Annotated in this window: 15 protein-coding genes; 8 read left to right on the forward strand and 7 right to left on the reverse strand. The window is 39.8% G+C overall.

What is annotated here, in order from left to right:
* Positions 1–21: 21 nt before the first annotated feature.
* Genes fliG through ACWB1W_RS05260 form a run of 3 tightly spaced genes read right to left on the reverse strand, consistent with a single transcriptional unit; the run spans position 22 to position 2,204 of the window.
* Positions 22–1,008 (reverse strand): flagellar motor switch protein FliG, encoded by a 987-nt coding sequence (gene fliG / locus ACWB1W_RS05250; RefSeq protein WP_479370335.1) that lies wholly within the window; start codon positions 1,006–1,008, stop codon positions 22–24.
* Between the two features lies 1 nt (position 1,009).
* On the reverse strand, positions 1,010–1,702 hold the full coding sequence (locus ACWB1W_RS05255) for a succinate dehydrogenase/fumarate reductase iron-sulfur subunit (RefSeq protein ID WP_479370336.1): 693 nt from the start codon (positions 1,700–1,702) through the stop codon (positions 1,010–1,012).
* 7 nt (positions 1,703–1,709) lie between these two features.
* The gene (locus ACWB1W_RS05260; RefSeq protein ID WP_479370337.1) at positions 1,710–2,204 is read right to left on the reverse strand and encodes a hypothetical protein; all 495 of its coding nucleotides are present in this window, start codon (positions 2,202–2,204) and stop codon (positions 1,710–1,712) included.
* A gap of 418 nt (positions 2,205–2,622) precedes the next feature.
* Here ACWB1W_RS05260 and ACWB1W_RS05265 point away from each other — a divergent pair, with 418 nt between their 5' ends.
* The 8 genes from ACWB1W_RS05265 to ACWB1W_RS05300 are packed head-to-tail and all read left to right on the forward strand — an operon-like array spanning position 2,623 to position 9,508.
* Positions 2,623–4,014: a TldD/PmbA family protein gene (locus ACWB1W_RS05265; RefSeq protein WP_479370338.1), complete on the forward strand. Its 1,392-nt coding sequence runs from the start codon at positions 2,623–2,625 to the stop codon at positions 4,012–4,014.
* Positions 4,015–4,059: 45 nt separating this feature from the next.
* Positions 4,060–4,842, forward strand: a complete 783-nt coding sequence (locus tag ACWB1W_RS05270; protein WP_479370339.1) for a ParB/RepB/Spo0J family partition protein — start codon at positions 4,060–4,062, stop codon at positions 4,840–4,842.
* Positions 4,842–5,081 (forward strand): hypothetical protein, encoded by a 240-nt coding sequence (locus tag ACWB1W_RS05275; protein WP_479370340.1) that lies wholly within the window; start codon positions 4,842–4,844, stop codon positions 5,079–5,081. Before ACWB1W_RS05270 ends, ACWB1W_RS05275 begins: the two co-directional genes overlap by 1 nt.
* A 4-nt stretch (positions 5,082–5,085) precedes the next feature.
* Positions 5,086–5,769, forward strand: coding sequence for a YqiA/YcfP family alpha/beta fold hydrolase (locus ACWB1W_RS05280; RefSeq protein WP_479370341.1), 684 nt, complete (start codon positions 5,086–5,088; stop codon positions 5,767–5,769).
* Positions 5,766–6,185, forward strand: a complete 420-nt coding sequence (locus tag ACWB1W_RS05285; RefSeq protein ID WP_479370342.1) for an NUDIX domain-containing protein — start codon at positions 5,766–5,768, stop codon at positions 6,183–6,185. Before ACWB1W_RS05280 ends, ACWB1W_RS05285 begins: the two co-directional genes overlap by 4 nt.
* The gene (locus ACWB1W_RS05290; RefSeq protein WP_479370343.1) at positions 6,176–8,290 is read left to right on the forward strand and encodes a Piwi domain-containing protein; all 2,115 of its coding nucleotides are present in this window, start codon (positions 6,176–6,178) and stop codon (positions 8,288–8,290) included. Before ACWB1W_RS05285 ends, ACWB1W_RS05290 begins: the two co-directional genes overlap by 10 nt.
* Positions 8,287–9,207 (forward strand): CAF17-like 4Fe-4S cluster assembly/insertion protein YgfZ, encoded by a 921-nt coding sequence (ygfZ, locus tag ACWB1W_RS05295; protein ID WP_479370348.1) that lies wholly within the window; start codon positions 8,287–8,289, stop codon positions 9,205–9,207. The genes ACWB1W_RS05290 and ygfZ overlap by 4 nt, the downstream gene beginning before the upstream one ends.
* Positions 9,194–9,508, forward strand: coding sequence for a hypothetical protein (locus tag ACWB1W_RS05300; protein WP_479370344.1), 315 nt, complete (start codon positions 9,194–9,196; stop codon positions 9,506–9,508). The genes ygfZ and ACWB1W_RS05300 overlap by 14 nt, the downstream gene beginning before the upstream one ends.
* Here ACWB1W_RS05300 and fliS read toward each other — a convergent pair.
* From fliS to ACWB1W_RS05320, 4 genes are read right to left on the reverse strand one after another with little or no spacing between them, the layout of a single operon-like run.
* The gene (gene fliS / locus ACWB1W_RS05305; protein WP_479370345.1) at positions 9,503–9,877 is read right to left on the reverse strand and encodes a flagellar export chaperone FliS; all 375 of its coding nucleotides are present in this window, start codon (positions 9,875–9,877) and stop codon (positions 9,503–9,505) included. The genes ACWB1W_RS05300 and fliS overlap by 6 nt on opposite strands.
* The gene (fliD, locus tag ACWB1W_RS05310; protein WP_479370346.1) at positions 9,877–11,199 is read right to left on the reverse strand and encodes a flagellar filament capping protein FliD; all 1,323 of its coding nucleotides are present in this window, start codon (positions 11,197–11,199) and stop codon (positions 9,877–9,879) included. Before fliD ends, fliS begins: the two co-directional genes overlap by 1 nt.
* A 2-nt stretch (positions 11,200–11,201) precedes the next feature.
* On the reverse strand, positions 11,202–11,564 hold the full coding sequence (locus ACWB1W_RS05315; RefSeq protein ID WP_479370347.1) for a flagellar protein FlaG: 363 nt from the start codon (positions 11,562–11,564) through the stop codon (positions 11,202–11,204).
* A 46-nt stretch (positions 11,565–11,610) separates the two neighbouring features.
* Positions 11,611–11,739 carry a flagellin gene (locus ACWB1W_RS05320; protein WP_479370349.1) on the reverse strand — a complete coding sequence of 43 codons (129 nt, stop codon included), beginning with the start codon at positions 11,737–11,739 and terminating at the stop codon, positions 11,611–11,613.

The raw sequence follows: 11,739 nt of genomic DNA on the forward strand, positions 1-11,739 counted from the left end.
TTTACAAAAGTTTAAATAAAGCTATTCCCCTATCTCTATCTTTCCTTCATCTATCATCTTTCTGATAATGTTTACGATTTGTTTTTGAGCTTTTTCAACTTCGGATTTCTTAACAGGTCCGAGGGCTTCCATATCCTCAAGGAATAGCTTTGCAGCCCTCTTTGACATATTCGATAGGAATTTCTGTTTTATATCTTCGGGAGCCTCTTTAAGTGCTATCATTAACGTGTTCTTATCTACTACTTTAAGAATTTCTATGATATCTCTATCGGATAGCTTTCTTATATCCTCAAAGGTAAACATTCTTTCTCTTATTTTTTCTTCAAGTATAGGGTCCTCCTGGCCTATCGTCTGGAGTATAGACTCTCGTGTTTCCTTATCAAGGGTGTTTAAAAGTTCCGCTGCTATGCCAACACCTTCAAGTTTCATAGACTCCTTAACACCTAGCGAGTGAAGTTCTTCAAGGATTATCTGAGCGAGTTCCTTTACATACTGAAGGTTTATATTCTCAAGTGTAGCTATCCTCTTTACCACTTCTTTTCTCAATTCCTCGGGAAGATTTTGAATAATTTCAGCGGACTTTTTAGGACTCAATTGGGAAAGAAAAAGAGCTATTGTCTGGGGATGTTCGTTTCTTATGAGCCCGGCAAGTATTCTGCTATCAACTTTCTCTATTTCCTTTAAAATCTTTTCAACATCTCCCAGTTCAAGAATCCCCTTGAACCTTTCCGTTAACGAAGGAGGGAGAACATTCTTTAGTGATTCTATAAACTCCTCGGGTTCTTTTATCTTCTTTCCTGCCTTCTTCACCTCTTGAAGGAGTTCTTCTGCTATCTCTTCAAGCTCTTCCTCGGATACCGTTTCAACCTCTTTGGCAAGTTCAAAGAGTCTCTGGAGTTCTTCCTCGGATAGCTCTTTTATTATGTTCATACTAACCTCTTCGGGTAGGGAGAGGAGGAGAAGAGTAGCTTTGTGAGCCTTTGAAAGTGCCTTTTTCTCATCGGCCATTTTAAAATCCTAGAAATCCGAAGTCCTGTTCCTTCTTACTTATTAAACCATACCTTACCATATTATTTTCCAAAACAGTTATTAAGAACTCGGGAGTGCAATCCTTAGGACAGGAGAAGGTGCAGTTTTTACAATGGGTGCAGCTCTGTATGTTCAAGGGAACGAGGTCTTTTAACTTCTCTTTATTTGCGTTCCGCTTATCAAATACAACACCGTAAGCCTTTGTAAAAGTTGATGGAAGTCCAAAGTTTTTATCTTCCTGAATTGCAGGACATACGTAATTACATATTCCACAGAGTATACAGTCCCAGCTTTTATCCGTATTTTTAAGTTCGTCGGGCTTTAAGAGGATATTCGTAGGAAGGGGTTCAAACCAGACTTTACCCTTCTTAATCTTCTCATAAATAAATCCGTGGTCAACAACCAGGTCCTTAATAGGGGTGGCCATATCAACGGGTTCTATCGTTATATCGTCGTAAGCCCTTGTGTTACAGGCAAGCTTGTGTTCCCCGTTTACCTTAACCGCACAAGTTCCGCATATTCCCGCCCTGCACATAGCCCTGTAGGAAAGTGTAGGGTCTATATTCTCTTTTATCGTCTGGAGTATCTCAAGAACGGTTTTACCTTCTCCCTCAACCTCATACTCACTCCAAACGAAATTTCCATCTTTAAAACGCTTTATCTTAACCTTCATCTTATGATTAATGATATTCCTTTCCCAGGATTAAATCCCTGAGCGGGTGCTTTCTGAACCTTTCAAGAGCTTCCTCCATCCTGTTGAAAGTTATCTCATTTGAAAATAGGTCTATCCTTACACTCTTCCCGAGTGCGTAAGGGGGCGGTTTTTCGGTAAAGGCGACAATAAGGTAATACTTCGTTTTCTCAACAACCGTTCCCTGAACCTCTTTTCCCGTAGGCTTTCCTTTGCTTACGAGAACTATGTCCCCCACGGATATTTCCGTTTTAGGTAGTCCTTCGAACCTTGAATATCTAACCAGGTAAACACCTCCTATTCCCCTTCCTATGAACTTCGCTCTGGCGTTCAGTATAGCCCTACCCCTCTTTTCCCTTTCTTTTCCGTTAAGCCTTTTTATTTCGTTTATATGCAGCTCCCTATTTGCTTCTCTCTCAAGCTCTATAAGCTTTAGGAAGTATTCCTTATACTCTTCATAAGAAGAAAACCTCACTTTTTTCATAAAGCTTTATAATATATCCTTAAATAGGGCTAAAAAGCCCCGTTGGCTTCTTGGCAATGGAATAAGGAATGTGCATCAGGATATTTTGATGCTTTGATGTTTTGATGATACTTTCATTTCCGTGTTGATTAATAAGGAGAGGATAAAGCTAAATTTTGAACACTTTCCCGCACTCCGAATTTCCGAAAATTATGTGGACTTTCTTAAGTTCGGGAGTTTCATAAGTTATTCATAGAGCTTTATAATCTTTTTAAAGGAGTGCGGGGTTCCTAATTAACCGTGTGGAGTTGAAAGTTACGTGAGAAATATGGGCTAAAAGGGATACTTGGGAGTTCCTAATTAACCGTGCTGACGTAGTGGTAAACCCCAAATTTATAGCTCTTGACAAAAATTCGGTTCTGAAGAAAAATTGAGCCTTATGAATCCGGTTAAAGAGCTTTTAAAAGAAAAGAGCGGGTATATACTTTCAACTCTTATGTCCCAAGGTGGAGAATACGGAGAAATATTTTACGAGAAGTCAAGGACTACGAGACTGTCTTTAGAGGATAGAAAAATAGATAAGATAACCTATGGGTATGATGAAGGTGTGGGTCTTAGACTTATAAAAAACGGAAAAACATATTACGGATACACGACGGAGCCCACTTTTGAAAACCTAAAGGAGCTTGCAAAGATACTTGCAAGAGGGGAGGGACACGGTCCGGTAGCCATTGGAAAGAGACACATAAGCGGCTGGACCGAAGTATTAGTAGACCCGGATACAACTGACCTCAAGTTCAGGGCAGAGATACTCAAAAGGGCAGACGAAAAAGCGAGAAGCTTCGGGGATAAGATAAAACAGGTTCTTGCGGTTTTAATGGATAAAACAAGGGAGATAATGGTTATAAACACTTTAGGGGAAACCGCGGAAGACGTTCAAAAGAGGGTTGTTTTCTTCGTTGAAGTTGTTGCCAGTGATGGGAATATACTCCAGAGGGGATACGAAAGCCTGGGGGGAAGAAAAGGCTTTGAGATATTCAACGAAACACCTCCCGAAGAGATAGCTGAAAAGGCTGCAAAAAGGGCACTTCTTATGCTTACCGCAAAGCCGGCACCTGCGGGCACCTTCACTGTTGTAATGTCCTCCCAGGCCGGGGGAACGATGATACACGAGGCTGTGGGGCATGGACTTGAGGCGGACCTGGTCCAACAAGGACTTTCCGTTTACTCGGGAAAGCTCGGGGAAAAAGTGGCTTCGGAGCTTGTTACCGTTGTTGATGATGCTACCTTACCTCATCACAATGGTTCTTTTACAGTTGATGACGAAGGCGTTCCTGCCAAGAGAAAGGTTCTCATAAAAGACGGTATCCTCGTCGGTTATATGTATGACAGATTAAGAGCTATGAAGGATGGGGTTGAGAGCACGGGAAACGGAAGAAGACAAAGTTACGCACACGTTCCAATTGTGAGAATGACAAATACCTTCATAGACAAAGGAAAAGATAATCCCGAAGACATAATAAAGGATACAAAAAAAGGTGTCCTCGTCGTGAAGATGGGAGGAGGCGAGGTAAATACCGTTACGGGGGACTTTATGTTTGAGGTTATGGAAGGCTATATGATAGAGAATGGAGAGATAACCTATCCGATAAGGGGAGCTACACTCATAGGAAACGGTCCAAAAGCCCTACAAGATGTAGACGCAGTAGGATACGACCTCGGTTGGGCTATAGGAACTTGCGGAAAAGACGGACAAGGAGTTCCCGTAACGGACGCACAACCCACTATAAGAATAAGGAAGTTAACCCTCGGGGGAGTGGAGTCTTCTTAAGTTTTCCTTCAAAATATACAAAATATATTTATTGGAGGGATGGAAATGTATACGTTAAAAGAACCCCTTAAAGGTTATGAACTTAAGATAACGCTTCTTCCCGTGAGTGATATAAGAATTCCATCAATCCAGAGGGATTTATCAGAGACGCTTATAAAGAGACTTATGGCGAGCATTGAGAAGGTTGGTTTTGTAGATCCTATACTCGTTGTTGAAACGGAAGAGGGTTTTTACGAGGTGATAAACGGACAGCATAGGCTCAAAGCTGCAGAACTTCTCGGCATAAGAGAAGTTCCCGCAATAGTATTACCGCCCGAGGCGAAGGATTACATAATAGCCTTAAACGTTGAGAAGGCTCCTAACCTGAAGGATAAAGCTCACCAAGCGTATGAGATATTCCAGAAATACCTCAAAGAATCTCCCGATATGGAGGAAATTGAGCTTGAAACGAAGGTAGAAGAACCCTATTTCATAACCGTAGGCTTCATAACGGACAGGTTCGGTGAGAAGAGATTTCCCGCATACGCCTTTGAGAAAGTCCTTAAAAAAGTTGACGAGTTTCTAACGCTCCCCTTGGAGGAGGCGGAAAGAGAAAGGGAAAACAGGGCAAACCTCCTCAGAGAAGTAAGGGAAGTCATGGAGGAAAAGTATCAGGAACTCGGACTCACTAATGCACTCCAGAAGGAAGCCATAATAACGAAAGCCTTCCAAAGCATTTATGGGAAAAGAGTAAGAAAGATAGAGGACGATTTTTACACAACCTTTGAGAAAATAAAGGAAGCTATACCCGGCGTCAGCTTCACCGAAGAGGAGTTGGAGGAGTTTTAGTGAACCCCTACAAGGAAAAACTGTTAAAGTGTCAAAAGCTTCTGAGTGAAAACAAATATGAAGAAATGTTAAAAGAGATAGAAGAGCTTTCCAGGATGAGCCCCGAAGGTATGACAAAGGAAGAGGCACAGGAGTCCCTAAAAATCCTTGACTTTCTCATATCCGAAGTTGAGAAGAGAAGGGAGGAGCTCTTTAACAAGATGATGAACTACCAGAGATTTAAAAACTACCTGAGGTGAAATAATGTATTTTTACGACGAAAATAACGAAAAAAAATTATGGTTACACCTTCATGGACTTGCCACAAACGTTTCAGGAAGTAAGATAGCCTTTCTCAGGGAATACTTTTCCCAAAAAGGTCTTTACTCATTCTTTGCAATGGATATGGATTACGAAAAACACACAACAACCAACACACTGAATACCCTTGAAATACTCGTAAAGGGCTTCTCCCAGAAGTATGAAGAGATTTACCTCTGCGGAAGCTCTCACGGGGCTTACGTTGCCCTGAACTATGTGAAGCACAGACCTATTCTTAACCTGAAGAGGCTCATACTTCTCGCACCTTCTTACAACACCCTCGGACTCATGATAAAGGAGTTCGGAGACGAAAAACTAAAAAACTGGCTTGAAGGGAAAGAAGAACTAACGATAGAAGAAGATGGAAGAGAGGTAACTTTTATAAAAGAGTGGGCAAAAGACATTATTGAGAAGGGATACGAGATAATAAAGAACGGGAAGGTAGAATTTCCCGAAGAACCTCCTGTTGAGATATTTATAATGCATGGAACTAAGGACGATATAGTTCCCGTTAACTTATCGGAAGAGTTTGTCAGGAACGTAAAGGTAAAGAAGTTTATAAAAGTAGAAGATGACCACCAGCTAAACGAAAGCTTGAAAGAGTATATAGAGGAGTTGATAAAATGAGCTTTGAACCAAAAACCCCTTACCTCGCAACGGACGTGATAATAAGGCTATGGGAAGAAAATAGGTTCAAAGGCATTGTTCTCATAGAAAGGAAGTATCCCCCTGTAGGGCTTGCCATACCGGGGGGTTTTGTTGAAGTGGGAGAAAGTGTTGAAGATGCCGCTATCAGGGAGATGAAAGAAGAAACGGGGCTTGATGTTGAACTAAGAGGACTCCTCGGTGTTTACTCAGATCCAAAGAGAGATCCGCGTGCTCACGTTGTTTCCGTGGTCTGGGTAGGGGACGCAACGGGTGAGCCAAAAGCGGGTAGTGACGCAAAAGAAGTAAAGGTGTTTAAGCTTGAGGACATCCCTCTTGATAGGCTTGTTTTTGACCACAAGAAGATAATACTTGACTTTATGAGGAGATGTTTGTAAAGACAAATCTTTACCCGATATCTTTCAGCTTCAAGCGGGCTTTTACTCTTTTAAGACCCCATGTGAGTATTCCGGAAGAACAGATAAACGTAGTGAGATACAGGTTATTTGCGGAAATTAAGAAACCTGTCTTCGGAAGGAACGGGGAGTTTTACATCCTCGGAAAAACAGAAGAAAACCCTTCGGTTAAACTCGGGGATGGATTAGTTTACACCTTTGAGAACAAAGGAGAAGTTTACATAAATACCTTCAGTTCCCCTAAAGAAGCTCAAGAACTCTTTAAGGATGGCCTCAGACTAAAAAGATGGAACGAGGTATGGCTTAAATACTTCTTTAAACACTATGGGGACAACGTAATAGTTAACTGGAAGCTCGGGAAGGCGCACCTAATCCCCGAAGTGTTTACCAGGATTCACGAAATTAACGGAGCGTTATACCTCCAAACCGATATAAGGTTCAGAATACTTTCAAGGGAAACACTACAAACACTTCTTGAACAATACGAAGACCTAAACCTTGAAGAGCTTGAGGTAAAACCGATACGTTCGGATACAACTTTCCGTATTGCAAAGGTTCAAACTGCAAGGGAGTTGTCGGAAGAGTTCATAAGGGAGATTGTAAAGATAACAACAAACCCTTACGTTAAGAAGGCTTGGGAAGAGGTTCTTGAAGGAAAGAAAGATGTTTTTGTAGTCCATACGGAAAGGGGCTACACCTATCCTGCAACTGCTCTTAGGGTTGTTATAGACTTTGAAGACTTTGAAGAAAAACAGCTTTCCAAACTCCTTTCAGTTATCAAACTAAAACCTTCCGAGAGATTAAAACGAATAAGGTTTGCTGTAGGACTTATGAGAAGGCTTCTAAAAGAGTTCGGATGGGAAATACACTTATCTGAGCTTTCAACAAACAAGAAAATCGCATACGTTAACACCCTCGTTGACGGAGCAGGAAGGAGCGAGAAAATATACTCAAATATGAAAAAATTTATAGAGTATCTAAGACCTTTTATAAGAAAACCCGAACTCAAGATAAGTTTTATCTTTGTAGACAAAGAAGTAAACGGAAAACTCAGAAACAAAAGGTATGAATTTCTCAATAAATTAAACGTATTTCTGAAAGGAAAGGGAATAACGTTAAAGAAAGAAAAGGTGATAAGAATTTCCGGAAAAAAGAGGAGTGAAGTAAAGGATATCCTTTCAAAGAAAATTAACGAAATAGGAAATCCAAACCTCGTTATCGTGTTCCTTGAAGAGTATGAAAAGGTTGACCCTTACGACAACTTTTTACTTTACGATTACATAAAGTCAAGGCTTCTTTCAAGAAACATACCTTCTCAGTTTATAATGAACAGAACACTTCTTAAGGCCGATATCAGGTATGTAGTCCTTAACGTTGGTGAACAAATACTTGGAAAAACGGGAAACATACCTTATAAACTCGGTGAAAAGCTCGGGGACGTTGACATATTCGTGGGACTTGATATAAGCAGGACGAAAAGGAAGAGTTCAACGGTGAACACGGCCGCTTTTACAAAGATATTCCTATCGGATGGAAGCTTTATAATGTATAAGCTCTCTTCATTTCCTTCCTTCGGTGAAGAGGTGAGCGGAAAGGTAATAGAGGAGCTATTTCTCAAACTAAGAGAGCTTGGCATTCAAGAAGGTTCAAGGGTAGTAATACATAGGGATGGAAAATTCCCCGGCGGAGAGATAAAAAACTTCCTTAACTTTTCAAAGATTTACCGTTATAACGTTGAACTTGTTGAGATAATAAAGAGCGGAAATCCACGCTTCTTTCCCGAAACAGAACTAGAAAGAAAGTTAAAGGGATACTACCTTAAGCTTGACGATAACACCCTTGTTCTTGCAACCTATAACAACATTTTCCAAGGGACCCATAAACCCGTAAAAGTAAGAAAGGTTTACGGAGACTTAAGTATTGAAAAACATGCATCTTATGTTCTTAGCCTCACACTTCTTAATTACTCTTCCTTCCAACCGGTGAAATTGCCTGCCACAACCCATTATTCGGACAGAATAACGGGATTACTGCTCAGGGGCATAGAACCCGAAAGTAAAGAAGGTAATATTATGTATTGGCTATGAAGTGGTGTGAGCTAAAAAGGTCCAAGATAAAGGTTTACGGAAAGCCTGTAAAAACGTTAATGAAGGGTTTAACAGCACCTGAAGAACATACACACTTTCTTCATGGTCTTCTGACGAACGACATTAAATCCCTCAGACCTTATACCTTTAATTACAATCTCTGGTTAAAACAAAACGGAAACCCGATAGCGGACTTCTTCGTTTACAAAATAAACGATTACTACATACTTGACACAGAAGAAGACCCTGAGTTTGTTATAAAGGAGTTCAACAGGTTAAAACTCTCCCTTAAAGTTTACTTTGAGAACCTTTCCGAATACGGGCATATATTCCTTTGGGGAGAAGATTCTGAAAACTTCGTAAAGGAGGCCTTCGGTCTGGAGATAGAGGATTACGAGGTAAAGAGCTTAGGAGAGGAAGTTTATATAGCTAAAAATCCTGTAAGGGTAAAGGAGAAGGGTTTTGATATATTCGGAAAGCTTGAAGGAATTAAGGAAAAACTTCCGAAGGAAATGAAGGTTGACGAAAAGGAACTTGAGCGTGAGCGTATAAAGAACTGTGTTCCGAGGATACACAAGGAGCTGAGAGAAGGATTTTCCCCGCTTGAGGCGGGAGTGTTACCTTACGCAATTAGTCTTAATAAGGGTTGTTATGTAGGTCAGGAAGCGATAGCAAGGGTTTACTTCAGAGGTAGAACTCCGAGGGTTTTGACTAAGTTTTCCGTGGTTTCTCCGATAAAAGAGGAAGAAAAAATACTGGAAGGAAATAAACCGATAGGTTTAATAACCTCCCTTTCCCCTGATGGTGATATTGCTTTAGGATACATACTCAGGGCTAAGCTTGAAATCGGAAAGGTCTACGAAACCGAGAAAGGTAAGGTAAAAGCGGAAGGGGTATGCGAGGATGGAAAAACTTAAAGAGGTTGCTAAGTTTACCGAAGGCTACCTGAAAAATTACTGTTCAAAACTTGAGAAAAAAGAGGAAAACAACAAGTTTTTATTTTTCTGTCATAACTACCTTATCGGTTCGGTTGTCTTGCTTGACGATGAAAAAATTGCAACGACCGTTTACTCCTCAAAAATAGGAGATGAAATTCTAAGGAACTTTCTTAAAGAAGTGAAGGAAAAATTCAACGGGAAGGTTATAGAGCAGGGAATAAAGATGTCAGGAGCGCTGAACGAGAACTTTTACTACGCCTACAACTGGATTAATTTATGACTTTTTCTTAACCTCTTCCCAAGCTTCTTTTAAATCTTTTAAGATTTCTAAAATCTTTACGAGCTCTTCCTTGCTTCTATCCGTTCTCACGAGGGTGCTGAGTATTATCGCATATATCGTATCAAGGTTCTTGGCTATATCTCCACCTTTCTCGTGGTCAAGAAAGGACTTAAGGGCACTAACGATATCGTAAACCCTGTCTATGTTTTCTATGAACTCCTTCTTCTTTTCAAAATCTTTTTGGCTATCGTAAAGCTCTATAGCCTTTTCAAGGCACTCTATAGCCTTATCGTATAGGAGGATAACCTGTTCAATGGGAGAAGCGGTCTCAACCATATTCTGAAAATAAGCCTCCGCTACCTTTCTCATTACTTTTTACCTCCTGTTATTTCCGATAGTGAAACGATAAACTGCTGAAGTCTTGCCCTTATATCGTTAGCGTAATTCATAAAACTCTCAAGTTGAGAAAACTGTCTCTTCAGGATAAACTCTTCCTTTGTAAGCCTTTCTGCCAATACTCTTACCCTTTCGTCTATCCTATCTGCTTGGTTTTCTAAGAAATCTTTGAAATCTTTAAAGGATTCGTAATTGACGTTTATAAAGTTCTTGGAAGTGTTAAGAAACTCGTTCATCTTGAGTTGAAACTCATCCATATTATCTTGAATAACTTGCCGGAGATTTCCGCTCAAAGCAATCGTTCCGTCTTCTTTGTATTCAATTAAACCCAGTTCTATTAAAGGGTTCAAAGCATTTGCAAGTTGATACTTTAAATTCATAAGGGTGTTTTCTCCTTTAAAGGGGGCATTTTCTCCCAGAGTTAGATTTTTAACACTTGTAACCAAATCGTTATAAGCCTTTACAAAGTCGCTCAAAAAATTTCTGATTTTACCGTAATCTTCACTAATGTTTACATCTGCACTTCCCGTTTGCTTTACCGTTATGCTAACCCCTTGAATCACATTTTCAAAGGTATTTCCAGCACTTTCTATTACATTTCCGCTTCCTATCTGAAGTCTTGCGTTTTGAGCCTGCTGAACTAAAACATTATTTCCAAATTGAGGAGGTAATGTGCCGATAAGATGGATAGCTTTTACCGATAAATCACTTGCAGTTTCTACCGTGGAGTTCTCCGCAGAGGTTTCCGACAGCATTAACTTATACTTACTTCCATCAAAGTAAATGGAGGCCCTTACATAATCTTGAGCATTGTTTATTTTATCTACAATATCCTGCAATGTATCCGTAGACGTGTAATCTATGGTAAAATCTACATAGTTGGTCAGGTCAGTATAATACCTCAAAGTAAAAGTTCCATTAGAGCCTATAGTTTCGGTCAGAGAGTTAAATCCAGTATCGTAAACGAGTATTTCGGTATTTGCAGTACCTATAACATTTACACTGAAACTAATATTCGGTGCTTCAGAAGTGACAGATACGGAAATTACATCAGTATTGGAAACTTTCGCAGATTTTACACGAAGGGCTTCACTTAGATTAAAGTTTTCTATTAAGTTTTTTAAGTTCTCTATTTTTTGTGAAAATTCTCCGAGAAGTTGTAGTTTTCGGTTTATGATTTGTTTTTGTTGTTGTAATTTCTGAATAGGAATACTTTTTACGGCTATCAATTGATCCAGTATAGCTCCCCAATCGTAAGCTCCACTAAATCCCGAAAAGTAAATCTCTCCTGCCATACTTATACCCTCTCGTTTAGTAAAACACCGAGCATCTCATCTATCTTCTTCATCAACTCAAGTAAATACTCGGGGGGAATCTGTCTTATAACCTTGTTTGTATCCCTTTCTATAATCTTTACAACGGGCATCTCAAGCTCTTTGTCTATTTCTATCTTTAGGTATTTATTCAAGTAATCAAGCTTTTTCTTAATTTCCTCTATGATTTTCTGAATCTCTTCGTTGCTTATTTTCTGAGTTCTTTGGGTTTCTTTCCTAATTTCTTCTCTGAACTTTTCAAGGTTTTTAGCATTTTCCTGAAGTATATTTTGCTGAACTTCCTTTAAAAAGTTCCGGTCAAAACCATCCCCCCTATCAATCCTCATGACTAAAAACCTCATTCAAAAGAAAAATAAAAAGAGAAAAGAAACATCACCTGAGAAGCTGGAGAACGAGCTGGGGTAAGGTATTTGCCTGTGCAAGCATAGCTATACCGGATTGCATCCTTATTTGATACTTGGTAAACTCTGTCATTTCTTTAGCAAAGTCTACATTCCTTAT

Source organism: Aquifex sp., assembly GCF_056494385.1.